Below are 26,023 nucleotides of genomic sequence, written 5' to 3'. Positions count from 1 at the left end.
TTGATTTGGTTACCACGTCAAGTGGTTAAGTTGTTGGTGATTAAATAGGGAAGTTCTTAAGCTTCCCTATTTATTTGAAAGTAAGTCTGGCAATGCGATTTTTTCCTGCAGCATAGGCCACCGAATCATTCTGGAATCGTATGGTGTAGAACCCTTCGTTTGAAATAGCCTTCCAATTCATCCCCATATCATGGGAATATGATATTCCCGTAAATCCTATGGCCACAATCTCATTACCTTCAGAATCAGGAACAAATCGGATACAACTCTTATAGCCGGGTTCTTGATTATTGGCAAGTAGCTGCCAACTTTTACCTCCATCATGGCTGATCGCCTTATTGGCTTTTCGTTTATCAGGCTCTGTATAATCTCCTCCAATCGCAATTCCCAGTAAGCTATCGTAAAAATCAATCGAATAAATACCTTGAGTAGGTTTATCTCTAAGGATCGGGGTTTGTACAGCGCTCCATGATAATCCCTTGTCATCAGTATAAAACACACGTCCTTTAGTTGTTCCTATCCAGCCTTTATTTCCCTGAACAACAATATTCGTATTACTGGCCGCAAAAGCTCCTTCCCCATCAAGCGCCTCAGGCAATTGGGCGCAAGAGAGTTTGGTCCAGCTATATCCACCGTCTCGGGTTATAATAATAGACAGACAACCTCCAACATTATCCCCTATAGCGATACCCTCCTTATCATTCCAAAAAGCCATAGAATCATAAAAAACGTTCTCCCCTTCTTCTGTGTAAACCAATTCCATGCTACCTTTATCGCCAGTTTTATATAACAAGGCAGGATTTGCTACGGAGAGCATAAAAAAATCGGTAGAAGTATGCGCTATTGCCCTAAATTCGGGGAAAATGCTATCGAATTTTTGTCTATTGGTCCTAACTGTTTTGGTCTGCAGATCAATTGTACCAAAAATACCCTCATTAGCGGCAAAACCTAAACTACCTCCCATTAATTCAATTGCTCTTATACTTAATGAATCCTCATAAAGTACTTCAACCTTAACCTTTGTAAAATAAGGCCTGTTAACAGGCTTCTTGCAGGAATGAATTACAAACAATGTGATGAATAAGATAATATAGCGCATATGTAAATGTAGGAATAAAACCGGATTTTGGGCCGATAGCAAAAAACGATTATTCTGCCGTTATATGTCACTATCTAAAAAATAGAGACGGCATTTACAGATTTAAAAAAAACAAAAAACTGTGTTTAGTTGCTGAGGTGTAATTGATTGGTTAAAAATTAAAAGCAATACCTTTGCCTCCTAAATTTTGCAGATGCGGTTACATAGAAATTTGGTGTTTGCAGTGGTAGATGCACTCAACCATATATTTAACGAAGGAGAATATGCCGATAAGGTAGTGGAAAAAACTTTGAAGCACGACAAACGATGGGGCTCCAGGGACAGAGGTTTTATTGCTGAAACCACCTATGATATAGTCCGCTGGAAACGACTTTATTCAGAAATTGCTGAAGTTGGTGCTCCCTATTCCAGACCTAACTTATTTCGGTTATTTGCCGTTTGGGCAGTACTCAGGGGCATTCAATTGCCAGACTGGAAACAAATAGAAATGACCCCGACCAGACGAATTAAAGGAAAATTCGATGAGCTTTCCAAAATAAGAAAATACAGAGAATCTATTCCGGACTGGATAGATGAGTTGGGTGCAGATTCATTGGGAGAAGACTTATGGACCAGGGAAATTGCAGCATTAAACAAGCAGGCACAGGTAATTCTCAGGACGAATACGCTTAAAACCACTAAAAGTAACTTAAAAAACCTTCTGTTAGAAGAGGGTATTGAGACCGAAACTATTGAGGGTCATCCTGATGCCTTGAAATTAAAAGAGCGTACGAATGTTTTTAAAACGAAGGCATTCACTGACGGCTTTTTTGAAGTTCAGGACGCCTCATCACAACAGGTTGGATATTTTACACAGGTTGAACCAGGATTACGGGTAATTGATACCTGCGCCGGAGCCGGCGGTAAAACTTTGCATTTAGCCGCTCTTATGAAAAACAAAGGACAACTTATTGCACTTGATATATATGAGAATAAATTAAAAGAACTTAAAAGAAGAGCGAAAAGAGACGGGGCCCATAATATCGAAACCAGGGTAATAAGCAGCAGCAAGGTATACAAAAAATTATATGCAAGTGCAGATAGAGTGCTTATTGATGCCCCCTGCACGGGCCTGGGCGTACTAAGACGCAACCCGGATGCCAAGTGGAAATTACAGCCTGAATTTCTGACCAAGATTATGAAAGTACAGCAGGAAATACTGAAAAATTACAGCAAAATGGTAAAAGAAGGTGGTAAACTTATATATGTTACTTGTTCTATTCTGCCTCAGGAGAATACGGAGCAGGTGAAACAATTCTTAGATTCAGATGAAGGAAAACTATTCTCTATGGAAAAAGAAGTGAACATTTATGCCTCAGAAAGCGGATTTGACGGTTTCTATATGGCTAGAATGATTAGGAAGTAATGAACAATTGCATTTGAAAACTGTTAACTTTTCTCTTAAAAAAACCCATATTAATAATGTAAATTTGTGCTTTCGTAATCCTAATTTTTAATAAGTTCCATGATTCATTTCTTTGGAGACCTCAGCACTAAAGTTTTTGCAGTACAAACTAAACAAGAACTTACAGAAACAGACATTGAGAAACTTAGTTGGTTATTTGGAAATCAATCCAGAATAAATGTGGCGTCTATAGACGCCTTTTTTGTTGGACCCAGGGCTGCCATGATTACCCCATGGAGTACTAATGCTACCGAAATAACACAGAATATGGGTGTTTCTGGAATTCTTAGAATTGAAGAGTTTACACCGGTGGATGAAAAATTTATAGATTTTGATCCAATGCTCTCGCAAAAGTACCAAGGGTTAAATCAGGAGATTTATAGTATTGAGGTGGCACCTCACCCCATTTTGGAAATTGATGATATTACCAAATATAATAAAGAAGAGGGCTTGGCACTGAGCCCGGATGAAGTAGAATATCTTAAAGGGTTATCAAAAAAAATAGGTCGGAAATTAACAGATTCTGAGGTCTTTGGATTCAGTCAGGTGAATTCTGAACATTGCAGGCACAAAATTTTTAACGGAACTTTTGTTATTGATGGCAAAGAAATGCCTGCCTCACTTTTCAAGCTAATAAAAAAAACAGCTAATGAAAATCCAAATGAAATTGTATCCGCATATAAAGACAATGTGGCTTTTGTAAAAGGTCCTAAGGTGGTTCAATTCGCTCCAAAAACTTCAGATAAGCCAGACTACTATCAGGAAAGCGAGTTTGAATCTGTTATTTCACTAAAAGCCGAGACCCACAACTTTCCAACTACGGTAGAGCCTTTTAATGGGGCAGCTACCGGTTCTGGAGGTGAAATACGGGATCGATTAGCAGGAGGTAAAGGTTCATTACCCATCGCAGGAACCGCCGTGTATATGACCTCATATTCACGCCTGGAAAAAAACAGGTCATGGGAGAATGGTATGGAGGAAAGACCATGGTTATACCAAACTCCAATGGATATTCTTATAAAAGCTTCCAATGGTGCTTCTGATTTTGGTAACAAATTTGGTCAACCTTTAATTTCAGGATCTTTGTTGACCTTTGAGCACGAAGAACATTCCAGAAAACTGGGATATGATAAGGTTATAATGCTTGCCGGAGGAATTGGTTATGGCAAAGCAGAGCAGGCCCTAAAAGGAATTCCAAAAAAAGGAGATAAAATAGTTATTCTTGGGGGCGACAATTACCGCATAGGAATGGGTGGCGCTGCCGTTTCAAGTGCTGATACCGGTGAATTTAGTTCATCCATAGAATTAAATGCCGTACAACGGTCTAACCCGGAAATGCAAAAACGCGCGGCCAATGCAATACGGGGCCTTGTGGAAAGCAAAGAGAATCCCATAGTTTCTATTCATGATCACGGTGCAGGCGGACATTTAAACTGTTTATCAGAATTAGTGGAAGAGACAGGAGGTAAAATTGATCTGGATATGCTCCCGATTGGAGATCCTACACTTTCTGCCAAGGAAATTATCGGGAATGAATCTCAGGAACGCATGGGGCTCGTAATGGGTGCCGAAAATATGGGTTTATTACATAGAATTGCCGATAGGGAACGCTCTCCGATCTATGATGTAGGGGATGTTACCGGAGACAATAGATTTACCTTTGAATCCAAAACAAAAGGAACTAAGCCAATGGACCTTGAACTTTCCGACATGTTTGGCAGCTCTCCAAAAACCATCATGGATGATATTACGGTCGACAGGAAATATCAGGTAACAGATTATAAAATAGAATTTTTTCACGACTACCTCGAACAAGTCCTTCAACTGGAAGCTGTTGCATGTAAGGACTGGTTAACTAATAAAGTAGACCGATGTGTTGGTGGCAAGGTTGCCAAACAACAGTGTGCCGGACCTTTGCAATTACCTCTGAATAATTGTGGTGTCATGGCGTTGGATTTTAAGGGCAGAGAAGGTATTGCGACTTCTATTGGTCATTCCCCAATAAGCGGGTTAATCGATCCGGTCGCAGGTAGCAGGAACAGTATTGCAGAAGCCCTTTCAAATATAGTCTGGGCACCTTTAAAAGACGGCTTAAAATCGGTTGCCCTCTCGGCTAATTGGATGTGGCCCTGCAGAAACGAAGGAGAAGACGCCAGGTTGTATGAAGCAGTTAAAGCTATATCGGACTTTGCCATTGAACTTGGGATCAATGTCCCCACCGGAAAGGACTCATTATCCATGAAACAAAAATACAAGGATGTAGAAGTTATATCTCCGGGGACCGTAATAATTTCTGCCGCAGCAAATTGCACCGATATTACTAGTGTAATAGAACCCGTATTTCAAAGTATTGCGGGAAGTATTTATTATATCAACATCTCACAGGATACATATGAGTTAGGCGGATCTTCTTTTGCGCAAATCCTAAATAGAATTGGTGATAAAGCCCCTACAATAAAGGAATCAGATTATGTCATTAATGTATTTAATGCACTTCAGGAATTGATAAAAGATGGACTAATTGTAGCTGGCCATGATGTCTCTTCAGGCGGATTGATAACCACACTTTTGGAAATGTGTTTTGCAGATATTAATCTGGGAGCATCTTTAGATCTTACAAATCTGGCCGAAAAAGACACGATCAAATTACTTTTTGCCGAAAATTCCGGATTGGTTTTTCAAGCCAAAGATGATTCAGTGGAATTAAAAATGCAGGAGGCAGGAATAGATTATAAGAAAATAGGGGAAGTTATCCAACAACCGGAATTGAACATAAAAAATCAGGAAACTGAAATAGGTTTAAACATTAACAGTTTGCGTGATATCTGGTATAAAACGTCTTATCTCTTGGATGAAAGGCAAACCTCCAATAATCTTGCTAAATCAAGGTATGGAAATTATAAAAAACAACCTCTGAATTTTATCTTCCCTGAAAATTTTCTAAATCATCATCCTGAAAGAAGTACAGAAAATATAAAGCGGCCAAAGGCAGCAATATTAAGAGAAAAGGGAAGTAATTCTGAGCGTGAAATGGCCAATGCAATGTACCTTGCCGGATTTGATGTCAAGGACGTCCACATGACCGATCTTATTGCCGGCAGGGAAACTCTGGAAGACATTCAGTTTATAGGTGCAGTAGGCGGATTCTCCAATTCCGATGTTTTAGGAAGTGCAAAGGGCTGGGCAGGTGCTTTTAAATATAATGAAAAGGCAAGGCAGTCACTTCTAAACTTTTTTGACAGAACGAATACTTTATCAGTAGGAATATGTAACGGATGCCAGCTTTTTATGGAATTAGAATTAGTAAATCCTGAACATGAAGTTCATGGTAAAATGACTTTTAATAATTCGCACAAGCATGAGAGTAGTTTTACCTCCGTGAAGGTTATAGACAATCATTCGGTAATGCTTGCTTCTCTTTCGGGAACAACTCTTGGAGTATGGATATCCCATGGTGAAGGGAAATTTAGTCTTCCATTGAGTGAAGAAAATTACGATATCGTTGCCAAATATGGTTATAGTGACTATCCCGCTAATCCCAATGGAAGTGATTTTAATACTGCTATGATGTGCGATAAAACAGGAAGGCATTTGGTGACCATGCCACATATTGAGCGTTCTATTTTTCCTTGGAACTGGGCATATTATCCCAAGGATAGAAACGATAAAATATCACCCTGGTTAGAGGCGTTTATCAACGCCAGAAAATGGATAGAAAAACAAAACGAAGTATCTTGATTATTCGCAGGGCCCAACAAAAGGACTTATCAGCTATCGTAGAACTCATCGCTAACGATGAATTAGGCAGGTTAAGAGAAAACTTCAAAACACCTTTACCTGAGCAGTACTTGAATGCATTTGACAGAATTAATTCGGATCAACATCAGGAATTGATGGTCATGTTAAACGACTCCGGAGATATAATTGGCACTTTACAGCTAAGCTTTATTCAATATCTAACTTATCAGGGAGGCATAAGAGCACAAATAGAAGCCGTGAGGGTGCATGAGAATTACAGGAATAAAGGAATTGGAAAGAAGCTTATACAATGGGCCATAGATCGCGCTAAACAAAAAGAAGCACATGTAGTGCAGCTTACTACGGATAAAAAAAGGAATGCGGCCGTGCAATTTTATGAAAAACTAGGGTTCATTGCATCCCATGAAGGAATGAAACTTCATTTGCACTAAATAATGAATTGACCTTTTAAGATCCTATTTATTATCAGATCGTATTCTATTAACAAATTATAAGAAATTAAGGTCTTTTTTTAGTAATTCCGTATTAAATACCGTTACCTTTTCTTATTTTGCAATTACAATTCAGAAATTGAGTATGCAAGATATAACACGTCTTTTTGATTTTCCTTATTACCAATTAGAAAAATTTGATCTAAAGAATTCCCTGGTTACAAAATATAATGGGGAGTGGATTGCCACTTCTACCAGGGATTATATAAATAAGGCAAATACAGTGAGCAGGGCTTTACTAAAATTAGGTGTAAAACCCAATGACAAGATTGCGCTGATATCCATGACCAACCGAACAGAATGGAATATAATGGATATCGGTATTTTACAGTTAGGGGCCCAAAATGTACCTATCTATCCCACGATTTCTGAAGAGGATTATGCCTATGTCCTTAACCATGCAGAATGTGTTTATTGTTTTGTATCCTGCAGTGAGGTTTATGAGAAAGTCAAGACGGTTAAGGATAAAGTTCCTTCCTTAAAGGAAATATACTCTTTTGATGAACTCGACGAATGTAAGAACTGGAAGGAACTGTTACAACTTGGAAAAGACGAGTCAAACCAGACTGAAGTAGAAAAACTTAAAGCCTCTGTAAAACCCGAAGACCTGGCCACATTAATTTATACTTCCGGCACCACGGGAAGGCCAAAAGGGGTTATGCTATCCCATGATAACATAGTGAGTAATACCTTGGAAAGTTCGTCCAGATTACCCATTGCTGACGGTACAGTTAAAGCGCTTAGTTTCTTGCCAGTTTGCCACATTTATGAACGGATGCTAATGTATTTGTATCAGTATAGAAGTGTTTCTATATATTTCGCTGAATCACTGGAAACGATTAGTGAAAATTTAAAAGAGGTTGAGCCCCATGTCATGACTGCTGTTCCCAGACTTATAGAAAAAGTCTATGATAAAATAATAGCAAAGGGCGCTGACTTAAAAGGCATAAAGAAATTCTTGTTTTTTTGGGCAGTAAAAGTAGGGCTTAGATATGAACCATATGGCCAAAACGGATGGTGGTATGAGCAACAACTCAAACTGGCACGTAAATTAATTTTCAGCAAATGGAAAGCCGGACTTGGGGGTAATCTTGGTCTTATTGCATCTGGTAGTGCGGCCTTGCAACCCAGATTAGCCAGAATTTTTAATGCTGCTGAAATGGGTCTTATGGAAGGTTACGGACTAACAGAAACCTCTCCGGTTATCTCCGTAAATGACATGCGCAATAATGGTTTTAAGATAGGAACCGTAGGTAAACCAATAGGGCGCACTGAAGTAAAAATTGAAGCTGATGGAGAAATTTGCATTAAGGGGCCTCAGGTTATGATGGGCTATTACAGAGATGCGGTAAAAAGCGCTGAAGTATTAAAGGATGGGTTTTTTCATACAGGTGATATTGGTGAAATTGATGCCGATGGTTTCCTCAGAATTACAGACCGCAAAAAGGAAATGTTTAAAACTTCCGGAGGCAAATATATAGCACCTCAGGTAATGGAAAACCGGTTTAAACAATCCAGATTTATCGAACAAATTATGGTTGTTGGAGAAGGTGAGAAAATGCCCGCTGCGCTGATCCAACCCAATTTTGAATTCTTGGGGGAATGGGCTGTAAGACATAATATTAATCTGGGAACCAATGCAGAAAGTGTTATAAATCCGAAAGTCCTGGCCAGATTTCAGGAGGAAGTTGATCACGCCAATGAAAAATTCGCCAAATGGGAAAAAATTAAGGAGTTTAGACTTACCCCCGATGTATGGAGTGTTGACGGAGGCCACCTCACTCCTACCATGAAACTTCGAAGAAAGATTATTAAAGAAAAGTATATGGCTCTCTACAATCAAATATATGGACATTAAGAGTAGATGCTCTCTCTTAAGGGAATCTGAACTACTTAATTTGACCTAAATTTCTTTTAAAATCAACAGGCTATTCTTTTAAATTTATTATGCATGCATAATAAATTTTTATATCTTTGAGGTACAATTGAAGATTTCATGAAGGATATAACAATAGATTATGCCCTGCGCGCTACCTGGCAATCCGTTGCTAAAATGTATAATGAAGAAGCCAAACATTTTGGCACAACTATGGCCGTTGGCTTTACGCTGCTAAGCATAGATCCTAAAACCGGTACACCATCCACATCCCTGGGTCCTAAAATGGGAATGGAGGCCACCAGCTTGTCCCGAATACTAAAAAGCATGGAAGAAAAAGGGCTGATTATCCGTAAACCTAATCCGGATGATGGACGTGGCGTTTTAATACATCTTACCCCTTTTGGTCTTGAAAAGCGTAAAGATTCCAAAGATGTTGTTTTACGGTTTAACGACGTAGTTAAGGAAAATGTTAGTGAAGGACAGCTGGACAACTTTTTTGAAGTTATGGAAACCATAAACAGTCTTATTACTGAAAAAAAAATATATAGTCGGAATACCAAATTAAATAATCATCATCAATGAATAAGCATATTAAAAAGGTAGCTGTTATAGGTTCCGGTATAATGGGTAGCGGAATTGCCTGTCACTTTGCCAATATTGGAGTTGAAGTCCTATTATTAGATATTGTTCCCAGGGAACTTAATGAAAAGGAAAAATCAAAAGGACTTACACTTAAAGATAAAGCCGTAAGAAATAGAATTGTCAATGATTCCTTAACCGCGGCATTAAAATCAAAGCCATCTCCTATCTATCATTCAGATTTCGCCGGTAGAATTACCACCGGAAATCTTGAAGATGACATAGCACAAGTAGGACAGGTAGATTGGATTATCGAAGTGGTTGTGGAACGCCTGGATATTAAGAAAACGGTATTTGAGAAGCTCGAAAAACACAGAAGTCCGGGAACATTGATAACCTCTAACACCTCTGGTATTCCCATTAAATTCATGAGCGAAGGAAGAAGTGATGATTTCCAGGAACATTTTTGTGGTACTCATTTCTTTAATCCTGCTCGTTATTTAAAGCTTTTTGAAATTATTCCTGGGCCGAAAACCAGACAATCGGTGCTGGACTTTTTAAATGTTTATGGTGAAAAATTTCTTGGAAAAACATCTGTAATAGCCAAGGATACCCCTGCCTTTATAGGTAACAGAATTGGGATTTTTAGCATTCAGAGCTTATTTCATATGGTCAAAGAATTAGGGCTAACCGTAGAAGAAGTAGATAAGCTAACCGGGCCTGTAATTGGCAGACCAAAATCTGCAACTTTCAGAACAGTGGATGTTGTAGGGCTCGACACTTTAGTACATGTGGCCAATGGTATCTATGCAAATTGTACAGATGATGAACAACATGAATTATTTAAATTACCGGAATTTATCCAGACCATGTCGGATAACAAATGGCTGGGTAGTAAAACAGGTCAGGGCTTCTATAAAAAGGTAAAGACCAAGGACGGTAAAAGTGACATTCTTGGCCTGGATCTGGATACTATGGATTACAGACCAAAAAAGAGAGCGAATTTCGCCACACTGGAACTTACCAAGCCCATAGATAAAGTTATTGATCGTTTCAAAGTTTTGGCAAATGGCAAGGATAAAGCCGGCGTCTTTTACCGCAAAAGCTTTGCAGCACTTTTTGCCTATGTTTCTCACCGCATCCCTGAAATAACGGATGAATTATACAAAATTGATGATGCTATGAAAGCCGGTTTTGGCTGGGAGCACGGGCCTTTCCAGATATGGGATGCCATTGGTTTGGAAAATGGCTTGAAAATGATTGCAGAAGAGGGACATAGTCCGGCCAAATGGATTAAGGAGCTCAAGGACTCAGGTGCTTCTTCATTCTACAGTGTTAAGGACGGAGCCACCTATTTTTATGATATTCCTCAGAAGACCATGGCTAAGGTACCCGGCCAGGATGCCTTTATTATTTTAGATAATATAAGAAAATCTAATGAAGTATTTAAAAATAGCGGCGTTGTTATAGAAGACCTTGGTGATGGAATACTCAATGTAGAATTCCAGTCTAAAATGAATACTATTGGCGGAGATGTATTGTCTGGTTTAAACAAAGCAGTAGACCTTGCCGAGAAGGATTTTCAAGGACTTGTTATAGGCAACCAGGCAGCTAACTTTTCTGTTGGAGCCAATTTAGGAATGATATTCATGATGGCTGTAGAACAGGAGTACGATGAATTGAACATGGCTATTAAATACTTTCAGGATACAATGATGCGCATGCGCTATTCTGCTATCCCAACAGTCTCAGCGCCTCATGGAATGTGCCTGGGCGGGGGATGTGAGCTATCACTGCATGCCGACAAAGTTGTGGCAGCAGCTGAAACCTACATTGGATTGGTCGAATTTGGAGTTGGCGTCATACCGGGTGGGGGTGGTTCTAAAGAAATGGCATTAAGGGCATCCGACACTTTCAAGAAGAATGATGTAGAATTAAATGTGCTGCAGGAATATTTTCTGACTATTGGAATGGCCAAAGTCTCTACTTCAGCATATGAAGCATATGACTTAGGTATACTGCAAAAAGGAAAAGACATCATTGTCGTAAATAAAGACCGGCAAATAGCAACAGCTAAAGCGCAGGCAAAACTTTTGGCTGAAGGAGGTTATACCCAACCTATTAAAAGAAAAGATGTAAAGGTATTGGGGAAACAGGCTTTAGGCATGTTCCTTGTAGGAACGGATTCTATGGAAGCAGGTCACTATATTAGTGAACACGATAAAAAAATTGCTGATAAATTAGCTTATGTTATGGCCGGAGGAGATTTATCTGAAGCGTCTCTTGTCAGTGAGCAATACTTATTGGATTTGGAAAGAGAGGCCTTTTTATCGCTCTGTACCGAGAGAAAGACATTGGAACGAATTCAGCATATGTTAAAAACAGGTAAACCACTTAGAAATTAAAAAAATGAAAACAGCATATATCGTTAAGGCTTACAGAACAGCAGTTGGCAAAGCACCAAGAGGATTATTTCGTTTTAAAAGACCTGATGAATTGGCGGCAGAGACCATCGCATATATGATGAAGGAGTTGCCACAACTGGATAAAAAAAGAATCGATGACGTTATTGTAGGTAATGCAATGCCCGAAGCTGAGCAAGGACTTAATATGGCTCGCCTGATATCCTTAATGGGATTAGAAATAGATGATGTTCCCGGCGTTACGGTAAACCGATATTGTGCCTCTGGACTGGAAACCATAGGTATCGCCACCGCGAAGATACAGTCGGGCATGGCTGATTGTATCATAGCCGGGGGAGCCGAAAGCATGAGTTATATTCCAATGGGGGGATACAAGCCAACTCCCGATTACGAAATTGCCAAAGAAGGACATGAAGATTATTACTGGGGTATGGGGTTAACAGCAGAGGCTGTTGCAAAACAATTTAAGGTATCGAGGGAAGATCAGGATGATTTTGCATACAACTCTCACATGAAAGCCTTAAAAGCACAAAAGGAAAATAAATTCCACGAACAAATTGTTCCTATTGAAGTAGAACACACCTTTGTTAATTCTGCGGGTAAGAAAGAAACAACTTCCTACATCGTGAATAAAGATGAAGGCCCAAGAGCAGATACTTCCAAAGAAGTTCTTGCCAAATTAAGACCTGTTTTTGCAGCAGGCGGCAGTGTTACTGCAGGTAATTCTTCACAAATGAGTGATGGTGCAGCTTTTGTAATGGTGATGAGTGAGGAAATGGTCAAGGAGTTAAAGTTAGAACCAATTGCCCGTCTGGTAAATTATGCGGCGGCCGGTGTAGAACCGAGAATCATGGGAATTGGTCCTGTAAAAGCAATTCCTAAGGCATTAAAACAAGCAGGCTTAAAGCAGGATGCTATTTCATTAATAGAGCTCAATGAGGCTTTTGCCTCTCAATCCCTTGCAGTTATAAGAGAATTAAACCTTAATAAGGATCTGGTTAATGTAAATGGTGGTGCCATTGCACTGGGTCATCCGCTGGGTTGCACCGGAGCCAAACTTTCTGTCCAATTATTTGATGAAATGCGCAAACGCGATATGAAAGGTAAATACGGAATGGTAACCATGTGTGTAGGAACAGGCCAGGGTGCAGCTGGTATCTATGAATTTTTAAATTAATATCAAAAAAGAAAAATAAAATGAGTACGGATACAATTAACAAAGACATCTTACGTGGCGGTCAGTTTTTGGTTAAAGAAACAAAATGCGAAGATATTTTTACGCTTGAAGATCTGACCGAAGAGCAAAAAATGATGCGTGAAAGCACCAAGGATTTTGTAGATCGTGAATTGTGGGCACATTGGGAAAGATTTGAAAAAAAGGATTATGCCTTTACCGAAGAGTGTATGCGTAAGGCCGGTGAACTGGGTCTTTTAAGTGTTGCTGTCCCCGAGGCATATGGCGGTCTGGGTATGGGATTCGTTTCTACAATGTTGGTATGTGATTATATTTCCGGCGCTACAGGTTCATTTAGTACGGCCTTTGGAGCGCATACGGGCATAGGCACCATGCCAATCACCCTTTACGGCACAGAAGAGCAAAAAAAGAAATATGTACCCAAACTGGCATCAGGTGAATGGTTCGGAGCTTACTGTCTTACTGAACCAGGTGCAGGATCAGATGCAAATTCCGGAAAAACCAAGGCTGTATTATCCAAAGACGGAAAACATTATCAAATTAGCGGTCAAAAAATGTGGATTTCCAATGCGGGTTTCTGTAAATTATTTATTGTTTTTGCCAGGATAGGAGATGATAAAAACATTACAGGGTTTATTGTTGAAAATGATCCTTCAAATGGAATCACGATGGGAGATGAAGAAAAAAAATTAGGTATTCACTCCTCCTCCACCCGACAGGTGTTTTTTAGCGACACTAAAGTGCCCGTTGAAAATATGCTATCGGAGCGAGGGAATGGATTTAAGATTGCAATGAATGCCTTGAATATTGGAAGAATTAAGTTGGCTGCAGCATGCCTGGAAGCTCAAAGGAGAGTGCTTGGTGAAGCGGTTAATTATGCCAACGAAAGGATACAATTTAAAACCCCAATCATAAATTTCGGAGCTATTAAAGCAAAAATTGCGCAAATGGCAACGAATGCCTATGCTGGAGAATCTGCCAGCTATAGAGCAGCTAAGAATATTGAGGATAGGATAGCCATACGTGTTGCTGAAGGTAATTCACACCAGGAAGCCGAACTAAAAGGCGTTGAAGAATATGCCATAGAATGTTCTATACTAAAAGTGGCCGTATCTGAAGATGTTCAACAGACGACAGACGAAGGTATTCAGATCTTTGGTGGCATGGGTTTTAGCGCAGATACCCCAATGGAATCAGCCTGGAGAGATGCCCGTATAGCACGTATTTATGAAGGAACCAACGAAATAAACAGGATGTTAGCGGTTGGTATGCTGGTAAAAAAAGCAATGAAAGGCCATGTAGATTTATTGGGCCCGGCAACTAAGGTGGCCGAAGAACTTATGGGCATATCTTCTTTTGACACCCCTGATTATTCTAAACTCTTTTCGGAAGAAAACGATATCATCGCCCGACTTAAGAAGGTATTTCTGATGGTAGCCGGAAGTGCCGTACAAAAGTTTGGTACTGATCTGGAAAAACACCAACAGGTCTTATTGGCTGCATCAGACATATTAATAGAAATATATATGGCCGAATCTACTATTCTTAGAACGGAGAAAAATGCCCTAAGATTCGGGGAAGAGAGCCAAGCTACACAAATTGCAATGTCCAGGCTGTATTTATACAATGCAGTGGATACAGTAATTCAAAAGGGCAAGGAAGCAATAGTCTCATTTACAGAGGGTGATGAACAACGAATGATGCTTATGGGATTAAAGCGTTTTACAAAGTACACCAATCAACCTAATGTTGCGGCACTCCGAATGCAAATAGCGGAAAAGGTGGCTTCGGATAATGCCTATACTTTTGATCAGTAGCAATCAATTTAATTTGGAATAGAAAAACCGCTCAATTGAGCGGTTTTTTTTATTAGAGACTCCTAAAATTACTATTATTTTAATTCTTAGAAATTAAAAACCCAAAGCTTGCAGAATAGTTTAACATCTGTTCCTCGAAACTTGCAGGCTGTACTAATTCAACTTCAATAATCTCACCTTCTTCATTAGCCGTTGGAACCAGTACAGGGTTAACAAATCCGCTATAGGGTGCAGACTTAAATTGCGCATTCCTATCCAGCACTTCTGCATGTAATGCCTGATCAACTTTTACTCCATAACCTTCTACCAATTCCTGAGCAGCTTTAAAATCACCTTCAGACTTTATCCTTTGAGTTTCACGCAATAATTCTCCAAATAATTCACGTAGTTTTTTGTAGTCATTGATGTTATAATAGGTCTTCCCGTCTCTTGTCACTTTTTCTATGACATTGTTGGGTTTGCCTTTTTCAAATACCCAGGCTGATACCCACTGTCTGTTCACCATGTGATCCTCTTCCACATCATCTCCTAATTCAATTCTTATCAATTGCGTAATCAAACCATTTCTTATATACTCATCATATGAGGCCATAGCAGTTTCTTCCCAGTTTTCTACCAAACCTAATTCCTCTAGCTTAGGATCCATAACAAAATACAGACCAACCAGGTCTGCTCTACCCTCTTCAATAGTTGATCTATAATTTTTTAAGGTCTCCTTGGGTTGTCCTACCCCCGGGTTTATTTGTCCCGAAGCATGGCCTATTACTTCGTGCAATGCGGTATGTAATTTATCTGCCAGTTTACCGTATTTTTCTTCAAGCCTGATCTCCTCTTCATCATTAGCAAACTCTTTTAATCTGCCACTACCTCCGGCATTACTATACGCATCAACTATATTTCCTAATGACACAGACTTACTTCCATGTTTTTGGCGTATCCAATTATTATTGGGGAGATTTACGCCAATAGGCGTACTTGGAGAGGCATCCCCCGCCTCACCGGCAACATTAACGGTCTTATAAGAAACACCAACTACATTGTCCTTTTTATGTTCTTCCATTAAGGTAGAATTATCTTCAAACCATTGCGCATTTTCCGATAGTACAGCCATTTTTTTTGACATATCAAAATCGTTAATTTCAATTATGCTCTCGTAAGATCCCCTGTAACCCTTGGGGTCGTTATAAACTTCTATAAAGCCATTTATCCAATCTATATTACCCTGAGTTGAGGTCGCCCATTCTATAGCGTATGCATCCCACTTGTCAAGACTTCCTGTTTTGTAATACTCGATTAGTAACCCCAAAGTCTTGGCTTGTTTTTCGTTTTCAGCTACAGTCACTGCTTTTTCTAACCATTTAATTACCTCGTCAATAGCTGTACCATACAAACCTCCCGATTTCCATACCTTCTCTACCAATTTGCCATTCTCTTTCACTAGCGTAGAATTCAAACCAGTTTCTATTGGGCGGCCCTTCGGGCCTTTATATGCGGTTTTATAAAAGGTATCCACATCCGCATCGGTGATGTCAGGAGAATAAAAATTAACTGCTGAGGAGGCCACATTATCAACCCCCTTCTTTTTGTTCACTTTTTTACTATCCACTTCATTAAAAATAACGTCAAAAGCCTCTCCTTCCAGTTTCGTATTGGTTTCTGCAAGTAAATAGTTTAAATATTCTTTAGAAAAACCAGGGTTTATTTTATCATTGGAATAATGATGATGAATTCCGTTAGAGAACCATACTCGTTTTAAATACACATCAAATGAATTCCAGTCAAAGGTCGATTTATCCCCTTCAAAAGTGGTGTAAATGTTTTCCAAAGCTGTCCTGATTTCTAGATTATGCCTGTAATTCTGATCCCATATAATATCCCTGCCAGCTAAACCAGCTTGGGTTAAATAATAAACTAATTGTTTTTCTTTTAATGTGAGATCCTCAAAGCCAGGAACCTGATAACGGAGTATTCTCAGGTCTGCAAACTGATCTACTACATATTCAAATTCCTTTTCCGTGACTAAAGCAGTCTCTTCAGGCATTACTTTTTGCTTACAAGACCACAATAGCAATACTACAAGAAAACTACTAAAAACATGTTTCCATTTCATGATTTTTACCTTTTAATTTGATCCTACAAATTTAGAGAAACATTACCGATTTGTTATGCTTGTTAGAGACAACTTCAATGCCTAATATCATTTGTTTCAGAATTATCAATAAGAGATCTCCCAAGTCTTAATAAAATCAATGCAACAATTCGGCAAGACTTACTTGAAGAAGGTAACTTCTATCTTGTGCAAACAAAAATCAAAGGAATTATTTACTTAAGGGCTATAATTATGAATCCATTTACCAATGCAGAGCACATTAAAGAATTGATGGAAAAAATAAAAAGTAAAGCTATTCCTTTATTTCATAAATAAATCATCTAACTCAAAAAGAAAATAGTACTTGAATTACCGGCCAATTGTTAGCGCATGGACTCTAATACTTTTTCCTCACTGGCCTTGTTGGCAAAATTAACAGCGCATTCTATTAAGGCCAAATGTGAGTATGCCTGGGGGAAATTACCTAGTAACCTTTTTGTTTTGAAATCAATATCTTCACTAAAAAGCCCTAAATGATTGCTATAGCTCAATATCTTATCGAAAAGCTTTTGTGCTCTTTCTTCTTCTCCTATCTTAAAAAGGCTGTTAATAAACCAGAACGTACAAATAGTAAATGAGGATGAAGGTAATCCAAAGTCGTCCTCATTCTTATATCTATACAATAATCCATCATTACTTAACTCTTTTTCTATTGCTAATACCGTGCTTACATATTTAGGGTCCTTAGCATGAATAAATCCATAAGATTCCATCAATAAAACAGAGGCATCTAAGTGGGTGGATCCATAAGACTGGGTAAATGCATTAACCTCACTGTTCCAGGAATTGGAATAAATATCTTCTTTTATTTCCTGTTCTAATTTTATCCATTTTTCAAGTTTCCGGGTTTTTTTAAGTATCCTGGCAACTTTAATAGCCCGGTCAATAGCCACCCAGCATAGCACTTTAGAAAAAGTAAAATGTCTTTCTTCCGTTCTCAATTCCCAAATTCCTTTATCGGCCTCTTTCCAGTGTCTCGATACGATCCAGACAATACCTTTGGTAATGCCCCATAATTCCTCCCCGTTTTCTATATTGGTACTAAATTTTACCAACTGAGCGTGAATTACATCCATAAGAATACCATAGATGTCATTTTGCTTTTGCTTATAGGCAGCATTCCCAACGCGCACGGGTTTAGAGCCTTTATATCCACTTAAGTGATCCAGAGTCTCTTCAGTAAGGTTTTTTTCCTTGTTTATGCCGTACATTATCTGAAGTTTCTCATCTTTATCAGGAATAAGATCAATAATAAACTGAAGGTATCTCCGTGCCACGTTCTTATGACCTAATTGGGCCATTACCTTAATAACCATTGACGCATCCCTTATCCAGCAAAAACGATAGTCCCAATTTCTTACCTCACCTATGGTTTCTGGTAATGATGTGGTGGCAGCAGCGAGTACTGCCCCTGATTTATCGTAGCTCAATAGTTTAAGTGTTATTGCGCTTCTTGTAATTTCCTTATTATACTGATTATACGTCGGAGTTCTGTTGGTCCAGTTGAGCCAATATACTTTGGTGTTTTCGAGATCTAAATAAATCTTCCTTGAATCGGGCTGTAATATCTTCTCATTATACGTTAATAAAAAGTACCCATTTTTTGTGACCTCAAGCTCCCTTCCCTCCAGTACGGCATTTTTATTAAATGAGGTATATAAAAAGACTGTATCAAATTTTTCATTGTCCGTAAGGCTTACAATAAAATTCTTTTTTACATAAGACCGGGTCTCCCCTATTGCATACTCCAGTTTTGGGTCATAAAGTACTTTAAATCTTGGTTTCCCCTTGATGTGTCTCACATACCGAGCTAACTCGGGGGGTGCATGATATTTTCCATTTTCTGCATAATACCTTGGCATAAAATCGTGCAGTTCAAACGTATTGTCTCCATCTGAATACCTGGTAATCAATATAGCTGTGTTTTTTTTATATCGCTGGCTTATTGAATACTCTTCAGAAACATGAATTTCAAAGCTGCCACCAATTTTATCATCCAGTATCTTCGCAAAAACTGATGAGGAATCAAATTCAGGTAAACAACACCATTCTAGGGAACCCGTTTTGGAAATTAATGCTGCACTCCTGCAATTTCCGATAATACCATAATCTAAATTGTCCATAATTGAATTATCCGCTAAAAGTTCCTTAATAATTGTTATTGCACTTCAATTTGACGAAATTTAGAAAAATAAAAATCAAATCCCCGTAATTTTATTCAATACATGAGCAAAACTATCATAATCTCAAATAGACTACCCGTTCAATTGCAAATTAGCAATGGGAACATTCATGCAATACCAAGTGTTGGAGGTTTGGCCACTGGCATGAAATCTGTTCATTCGGGGGGAGACAGTCTTTGGATTGGGTGGAGTGGCCTTACCGATGAGGAAATTCCAAAGGAACTGGCACCTAAAATAGATAAAGCACTTGCAGAACATGGTTCTTCCAAAGTTAATCTGACAGAAGAGGAGGTAAACGGATTTTATTTTGGATTCAGCAATCGAACAATCTGGCCTTTATTCCATTATTTTTTAGAGTATGCTGAATTTGAACTAGATAGCTGGCTGACATATAAGTCGGTTAATCAAAAATTTGCCGACTCCATTATAGAAAAAGCTGGCGAAGAGGATACAATCTGGATACACGATTATCAATTAATGTTGGTGCCAAAAATGGTAAGGGAAATGCGACCCAATTTGTCCATAGGCTTCTTTCTGCATATTCCATTTCCTTCATATGAGATCTTCCGGACATTACCATGGCGTGAAGAGGTTCTGGAAGGCTTACTAGGTTCAGATTTAATAGGTTTTCATACCTATGATTATGAACGACACTTTTTGAGTTCCGTAAGAAGGTTGTTGGGTGCAGAAGTAAGTTTTAATGATATTTATGTGGACAACCGGATTGTTAAGGTCGATTCTTTTCCCATGGGAATTGACTATGAAAAATTTAGTGAGGCAGCTAAAACTCATCAGCAGAATACGGAAGACCAGCAATCTGATTTACAACGCAGGCTCGATCTTCATAAAAAATCAAGTCCGGATGCTAAATTAATTTTGTCAATAGATCGTCTGGATTATAGCAAAGGTATCGCCAAGCGATTACATGCTTTCAAATATTTTCTGGATAAATATCCCGAATACAAAGAAAAGATCAGGCTTATAATTTTAGCAGTGCCTTCCCGATCCAATGTCCCCCAATATCAACTTCTAAAAAAGGAGATTGATGAGCTTGTAGGGCGAATTAATGGTGAATTATCAACGGTTAGCTGGACACCCATCTGGTATTTTTACAGATCGCTTCCTTTTGAGAATTTAATTGATCTATACACTTCGAGTGATATTGCCTGGCTGACCCCTATCAGGGACGGAATGAACCTTGTTGCCAAAGAATATATTGCGACAAGAACAGATAAAACCGGGGTTCTTATTTTGAGTGAAATGGCTGGTTCTGCTAATGAGATGAATGAATCTCTGCTTATTAATCCCAATAATTTTGAACAGATTGCAGATACATTATTTAAAGCTATCAATATGCCTTTGGAAGAGCAAAAAAGAAGAAATGCAATACTTCAAACCCGCCTTGAACGTTATAATGTTGAGAAATGGGCCAATGATTTTATGACCTCATTACAGGGCCAAAAAGACCGGGATACGGCCAATGTTTCAAAACGTCTTACTGAAACCCTTTTAAAAGGAGTGCTTCAAGATTATCAGAAAGCTAAAAAGAGGCTTTTTTTTATTGACTATGATGGGACATTAACCGGTTTTAAAATTGATCCGCAAAAAGCAAGTCCGGATAGTGAATTGTATGATTTATTAGACCAACTAAGCGAAAAGGAAGGCAACGATATCTATTTGATAAGTGGACGTGATAAAGAAACTTTTGCGCGTTGGTTTTTGCCCAAAAAATACAATATGATTGTGGAGCACGGGGTTTGGATTTCAGAACGAGGCGAAGAATTTAAAATGCTGGAAAATGTTAAAAAAGACTGGATGGAAAAAATATATCCGGTATTAGAATCTTTTGTAGACAGAACTCCTGGTTCCTTTATAGAAGAAAAGAATTATTCCCTGGCCTGGCATTATAGAAATACAGATCCCGACTTTGGAGCCAACAGGGCCACTGAATTGAATACAGTACTTACGAGTCTTATTGGCAATGATGATATTAGCGTACTCAATGGCAACAAAGTAATGGAAATAAAGAGTAGTAATGTTAATAAAGGTAGGGCGGCAATGCGAGTGTTAGCGAAGGAGGATTATGACTTTATTTTTGCAATTGGGGATGACTGGACAGATGAATTTATGTTTCAGGAACTTCCTGAAGAGGCAGTGACCGTTAAAGTAGGGATGCAAAATACCCAGGCTAAATATTATATTGAAAATGTTTCCGGTGTACGCGGTATACTTCAAAAATTTGTTTAGCGGTAATTTCCTTTTTCCGGTTTTGATTACTTAACGTTCAGTCATTTAACTATTTACGTTCAAATATCTAAATAATTTGATAAAACCAATTTCTATCTTTATTCGAATCCTAATGGTAATTTTCATACAAAAACGCAAAAGTCTTTTATGAATCAATTTTAGATTTAGCTTTAATAGGACAGCGAATTGTTCTAAGTTCTCGATCCTAGTCGTATTTTTGTTGAATTATTTAAAACTATTCCCTTTAAAATTTTATAAGCTATGGTAAAATATGTTACGCTATTTCTATTACTATTATCCACTTTTACGTATTCCCAAAATGATTCCCGCTTGTACGATATCATTAATGATGTTTCGTCGGAGCGTATAGGTAAAGATGTGACAACCCTGACGAAATTCGGAACCAGGCACACCCTAAGTGATACAACATCAGCGACTAGGGGAATAGGCGCAGCCAGACGCTGGATAAAAAGTGAATTTGAAAAAATTTCGAGCAATTGTAATAGCTGCCTGGAAGTGTTTTACCAAAAAGATTTGGTTAAAAAAGGTGAAAACGAACGTATTGTTCACGACGTTTGGGTCGTTAATGTTGTAGCTATTCAGCGCGGTACTAAATACCCCAATAAGTTTATTATAATGAGCGGTGACATTGATTCCAGGGTAAGTGATCCAACTAATTTTACTTCAGATGCCCCGGGAGCCAATGACAATGCCAGTGGTATGGCTGGTACTATAGAAGCCGCCAGGGTATTAAGCAAATACAATTTTGAGAGCAGTATTATTTATGTAGGACTATCGGGTGAAGAGCAAGGACTATTTGGCGGAAAAGGTCTTACGGCTTATGCCAAAGAAAAAGGATGGGAAATTTTGGGAATATTAAACAATGATATGATTGGAAATATAAGTGGTGTAGACGGGGTAGTGAGTAATCGCGATTTCAGAATTTTTTCAGAACCTGTTCCGCCCACCGAAACTGAACAACAGCGTAAAGCAAGAAGATTCTATGGTGGAGAAGTAGATGGAATTTCACGGCAATTAGCAAGATATGTTTATAAAACCACTAAAAAGTACATGCCTGAAATGAATCCGATACTAATTTACAGACTGGATCGTTTTGGAAGAGGAGGACATCACAGACCATTTAATGATGCTGGTTTTGCCGGTATCCGGATAATGGAAGCACATGAAAATTATACCCAGCAACATCAGGATATCAGAATGGAAAATGGAATAGCCTACGGCGACGTATTGGAACATGTAAATTTTGAGTATGCGAAAAAACTTACGGCAGTTAACGCCATAAATTTAGCATCAATTGCCTCTGCTCCCCCTGCTCCGGAGGAAGTACAAATTGGAGGTATAGTACAAGCTTCGGTAAAATTAAAATGGAGTAAGTCTGAAGGAGCCACTGGCTACAAAATTTACTGGCGGGATACCACATCACCTACATGGGATCACAGTCGTTATGTTGGAGATATTAATTCCTTTACATTAGATGGAATAGTCATTGATAATTCCTTTTTTGGTGTTGCGGCTGTAGGAGCAAATGGACATGAAAGTATAATTGTATTTCCAAATCGAGTTTTTAGAGAATAACAAAAATCATGAATAGAAGAAACCTTCCCCCAGTCTTTATCTTCATCATTTTGCTCACCCCTTTTTTGAATTCGTGCGAAGCTGGAAACGAAACAGACAAAGAAGCCATAAAAAAGCTTTATTTGCCCGATTTAAACCTGCTTTACGAAGATTATGAGCAACTGGATAGTACTGGGGCTTACAATACTTTTGCCTATAAGTTGGTAAATGCCAATCGAGATCTGAAATCTTCGGAATTATATGTAGAAGCGGCCTCGCTATATGCTCAGGCCGGGCAATCAGATTCTGTAGCTATTTTATTGCATAAGGCTATAGACAATGGCATGGCCAACCCAAAAATAATCTCTAAACTACATGGTATAAAAAATAATATGGATACGCCTCTATGGCGGAATCTTCAAATGAGATTAGACTCCATACAACTCCAGCTCCAGGATGTTTCTAATTACAGTATGGAAATGGGTTCAATGACCCTTTTTTGGGACTATTTTGAACAAGCTGCGAAAGATACTGCGAATGCCAAACATATCTTTAAAGAATTTATTTTTAAAGGACCAAGAGAGTTGCGTGATTTTTATGTGGTGCGCTACATAAATTTGAACAATATGTATGGACAAATGATTAATGCCTCGCCCGATTACTTCCATTACTTAAAAAATCAGTTTAATCCGGATAGCATTAACGCTTTAAAATCGAAAACTGCCGGATGGATGCGTAATTTTAAAAATATTTACCCTAAAGCCGTTTTTCCAAAAGTGTATGTGGTACCCGGTATTTTAAACTCTGGTGGAACAGCAACTGAAATGGGAATGTTTGTTGGAGGTGATATGTATGGCAGATCTGACTCAATGCCTACTGCAGGATTAACTAACTGGCAAAAAGAAGCGATTATGAAGGTTTCAGACCTACCGGGACTTACTATACATGAATTAATGCACTTTCAACAAAATTATCAGGATATTGAAAATAACGAAACCTTGCTTGCTCAAGTGATTAGTGAAGGGGTATGTGATTTTCTGGTGGAATTGTGTTCGGGGAAAGAATTACAGAATTCCAATCTTATGTATCTTAGTGATGTAGAAAATGAGCAGAGAATAATGAATGACCTAAAAAACGATTTATTTTCTGATGACAATTCCAAATGGCTTTATAATGGAGGTGGAATTAATGACAGGCCTCATGATCTGGGATATACCGTGGGATACCTGATTTCCAAATCATATTACGAACTTGCCTTAAATAAGCAGAAGGCTGTATTTGAACTTTTAAATACAAATGACTTTTTATCTATACTTAAAGCAAGTGATTATGCTTTTCTGCTGGAGAAGGACCTTTAATTTATTAGTTCTTATCTTATAAAAAATATCATTTAAGTGTCATGCTCCTTTTAATTTATAACTTCATAAAAGTTAAATGAAGAAAATAGATTTAAAACCGCTTCCACGGAAAGGGCTTTTATAAAATAGCTATTGAAAATGGTTGCCAATAAATAGTATACAATGATCAGATTTTTACTTCATACCGTCGTACTTCTCATAGTTTTACCTTCTTACGGCCAGGCTCCACTTTTTACAGCTCAAGACACCCTTCGAGGAAGCATTACTCCTGAAAGGGCATGGTGGGATTTGAATTATTACAATCTGGACATTGAAGTTAATCCGGATGAGAAATATATTTCGGGAAGCAATACTATCAGATACAAAGTATTAAGTGAAAATCAGGTTATTCAAATAGACCTGCAATCCCCGCTGACTATAACAAAAATTACTCAGGACGGTAATGATCTTGTTTATAACTCCATAGGGAATGCGCACTGGGTTACTCTTTTAAAGCCGCAAAAAATTGGCGAATACAATGAACTTGTCGTATCCTATTCCGGGCACCCAAAAGAAGCTGCTAATGCTCCTTGGGATGGGGGTTTCTCCTGGAGTTCGGATCAAAATGGCAATCCATTTGTCGCAAGTTCCTGTCAGGGTCTTGGAGCGAGTGTCTGGTGGCCTAACAAGGACCATATGTATGATGAAGTGGATAGTATGGCCATAAACGTCACTGTACCAAAAAATCTTATGAATGTTTCCAATGGCCGTTTAAGAGAAATTAAAGAAAGTGCGAATTCTAAAACTTACCATTGGTTTGTGGCTAATCCTATTAATAATTACGGTGTAAACGTAAACATAGGTGACTATGTCTATTTCGGAGAAACCTATGATGGAGAAAATGGATCGTTAAGCATGGACTATTACGTATTAAGAGATAATCTCGAATTAGCAGAAAAACAGTTCAAACAAGCCGGCCTGATGATGGAAGCTTTTGAACATTGGTTTGGCCCCTACCCTTTTTATGAAGACGGATATAAATTGGTAGAAGTTCCATATCTGGGAATGGAACATCAGAGTTCAGTAACTTATGGGAATAAATATCAAAATGGCTATCTGGGTACGGACCTTTCGGGCAGTGGCTGGGGTTTAAAATTCGATTTTATAATTATTCATGAATCAGGTCATGAATGGTTCGCCAATAATATTACCAACAAAGATATTGCGGATATGTGGATTCATGAAAGTTTTACGGCCTATTCCGAAAACCTCTATTTGGATTATTATTTTGGCCCTGAAGCTTCAGCAGAATATGTTATTGGTACCCGAAGCAGAATTCGCAATGACCGCCCTATTATTGCTGTATATGGCGTTAATTATGAAGGATCCGGGGATATGTATTATAAAGGCTCAAATATGCTACATACCCTTCGACAACTCCTGGAAGATGATGAGAAATGGAGGCAAATTCTTCGTGGCTTAAATAAAGAATTTTATCATCAGACGGTTACCACCAACCAAATTGAAAACTATCTAAGTGAACAAACCAATATAGATCTCACTGCATTTTTCAATCAATATCTGCGTACAACGAAAATTCCGGTTTTGGAATTTAGCATTATGGATAATAAAATGAGATACAGGTACACAAATATTGTCAAGGATTTTGATATGCCTGTAAGAATTAAAGTTAACGATCAGGAGCAATGGTTATTCCCCAAGGCTGAATGGAAAACAGAGAACTTAAATGCGAAGGACACAACCCAGGTTCTGGTAGATGAGAATTTTTATATTTTGGTTAAAAACCTATCTCAATAACTCTTTTGGCAAACTTGTACAAAAAAAA

Annotated in this window: 15 protein-coding genes; 12 read left to right on the top strand and 3 right to left on the bottom strand. The window is 38.4% G+C overall.

Features of this window, described 5'->3' with window-relative positions:
- Positions 1 to 70 precede the first annotated feature (70 nt).
- Complete coding sequence (locus tag Q0874_RS07905) at positions 71 to 1,099, bottom strand: oxidoreductase (protein WP_299161543.1); 1,029 nt, start codon at positions 1,097 to 1,099, stop codon at positions 71 to 73.
- 193 nt (positions 1,100 to 1,292) lie between these two features.
- Between Q0874_RS07905 and Q0874_RS07900 the strand changes: the two genes are divergently transcribed.
- The 8 genes from Q0874_RS07900 (at position 1,293) to Q0874_RS07865 (ending at position 14,686) form a co-directional block, all read left to right on the top strand.
- Positions 1,293 to 2,504 carry a methyltransferase domain-containing protein gene (locus Q0874_RS07900; RefSeq protein WP_299161541.1) on the top strand — a complete coding sequence of 404 codons (1,212 nt, stop codon included), beginning with the start codon at positions 1,293 to 1,295 and terminating at the stop codon, positions 2,502 to 2,504.
- Between the two features lie 99 nt (positions 2,505 to 2,603).
- A complete protein-coding gene (purL, locus tag Q0874_RS07895; RefSeq protein ID WP_299161539.1) occupies positions 2,604 to 6,281 on the top strand; it encodes a phosphoribosylformylglycinamidine synthase in 3,678 nt (1,225 codons plus the stop codon).
- Entirely contained in the window at positions 6,278 to 6,733 is a 456-nt protein-coding gene (locus Q0874_RS07890) for a GNAT family N-acetyltransferase (RefSeq protein ID WP_299161537.1), read from the top strand. Before purL ends, Q0874_RS07890 begins: the two co-directional genes overlap by 4 nt.
- A gap of 145 nt (positions 6,734 to 6,878) precedes the next feature.
- Positions 6,879 to 8,651: a long-chain fatty acid--CoA ligase gene (locus Q0874_RS07885; protein WP_299161535.1), complete on the top strand. Its 1,773-nt coding sequence runs from the start codon at positions 6,879 to 6,881 to the stop codon at positions 8,649 to 8,651.
- Positions 8,652 to 8,789: 138 nt separating this feature from the next.
- Entirely contained in the window at positions 8,790 to 9,254 is a 465-nt protein-coding gene (locus Q0874_RS07880) for a MarR family transcriptional regulator (RefSeq protein ID WP_299161533.1), read from the top strand.
- Positions 9,251 to 11,656 carry a 3-hydroxyacyl-CoA dehydrogenase/enoyl-CoA hydratase family protein gene (locus Q0874_RS07875; protein WP_299161531.1) on the top strand — a complete coding sequence of 802 codons (2,406 nt, stop codon included), beginning with the start codon at positions 9,251 to 9,253 and terminating at the stop codon, positions 11,654 to 11,656. Before Q0874_RS07880 ends, Q0874_RS07875 begins: the two co-directional genes overlap by 4 nt.
- Positions 11,657 to 11,660: 4 nt before the next feature.
- Positions 11,661 to 12,851: an acetyl-CoA C-acyltransferase gene (locus Q0874_RS07870; protein ID WP_299161529.1), complete on the top strand. Its 1,191-nt coding sequence runs from the start codon at positions 11,661 to 11,663 to the stop codon at positions 12,849 to 12,851.
- Between the two features lie 20 nt (positions 12,852 to 12,871).
- Complete coding sequence (locus Q0874_RS07865) at positions 12,872 to 14,686, top strand: acyl-CoA dehydrogenase family protein (RefSeq protein ID WP_299161527.1); 1,815 nt, start codon at positions 12,872 to 12,874, stop codon at positions 14,684 to 14,686.
- 79 nt (positions 14,687 to 14,765) lie between these two features.
- Here the strand turns inward: Q0874_RS07865 and Q0874_RS07860 are convergent, their stop codons facing one another.
- Both Q0874_RS07860 and Q0874_RS07855 read right to left on the bottom strand, forming a co-directional pair.
- Complete coding sequence (locus Q0874_RS07860; RefSeq protein ID WP_299161525.1) at positions 14,766 to 16,796, bottom strand: dihydrofolate reductase; 2,031 nt, start codon at positions 16,794 to 16,796, stop codon at positions 14,766 to 14,768.
- Positions 16,797 to 17,158: 362 nt separating this feature from the next.
- Positions 17,159 to 18,958, bottom strand: a complete 1,800-nt coding sequence (locus Q0874_RS07855) for a glycoside hydrolase family 15 protein (protein WP_299161523.1) — start codon at positions 18,956 to 18,958, stop codon at positions 17,159 to 17,161.
- A gap of 102 nt (positions 18,959 to 19,060) precedes the next feature.
- Here Q0874_RS07855 and Q0874_RS07850 point away from each other — a divergent pair, with 102 nt between their 5' ends.
- The 4 genes from Q0874_RS07850 (at position 19,061) to Q0874_RS07835 (ending at position 25,995) form a co-directional block, all read left to right on the top strand.
- Positions 19,061 to 21,265: a bifunctional alpha,alpha-trehalose-phosphate synthase (UDP-forming)/trehalose-phosphatase gene (locus Q0874_RS07850; RefSeq protein ID WP_299161521.1), complete on the top strand. Its 2,205-nt coding sequence runs from the start codon at positions 19,061 to 19,063 to the stop codon at positions 21,263 to 21,265.
- Positions 21,266 to 21,526: 261 nt separating this feature from the next.
- On the top strand, positions 21,527 to 22,861 hold the full coding sequence (locus Q0874_RS07845) for a M28 family metallopeptidase (protein ID WP_299161520.1): 1,335 nt from the start codon (positions 21,527 to 21,529) through the stop codon (positions 22,859 to 22,861).
- Positions 22,862 to 22,869: 8 nt separating this feature from the next.
- Positions 22,870 to 24,198, top strand: coding sequence for a DUF2268 domain-containing putative Zn-dependent protease (locus Q0874_RS07840; protein ID WP_299161518.1), 1,329 nt, complete (start codon positions 22,870 to 22,872; stop codon positions 24,196 to 24,198).
- A 162-nt stretch (positions 24,199 to 24,360) separates the two neighbouring features.
- Positions 24,361 to 25,995 carry a M1 family metallopeptidase gene (locus tag Q0874_RS07835; protein WP_299161515.1) on the top strand — a complete coding sequence of 545 codons (1,635 nt, stop codon included), beginning with the start codon at positions 24,361 to 24,363 and terminating at the stop codon, positions 25,993 to 25,995.
- Positions 25,996 to 26,023: the final 28 nt, after the last annotated feature.

Source organism: uncultured Eudoraea sp. (assembly GCF_947490415.1).
In the GTDB taxonomy this organism is placed as follows: domain Bacteria; phylum Bacteroidota; class Bacteroidia; order Flavobacteriales; family Flavobacteriaceae; genus Eudoraea.
Note: the sequence above shows the minus strand (reverse complement) of the source record. Positions and strands in the feature narration are given on the sequence as shown.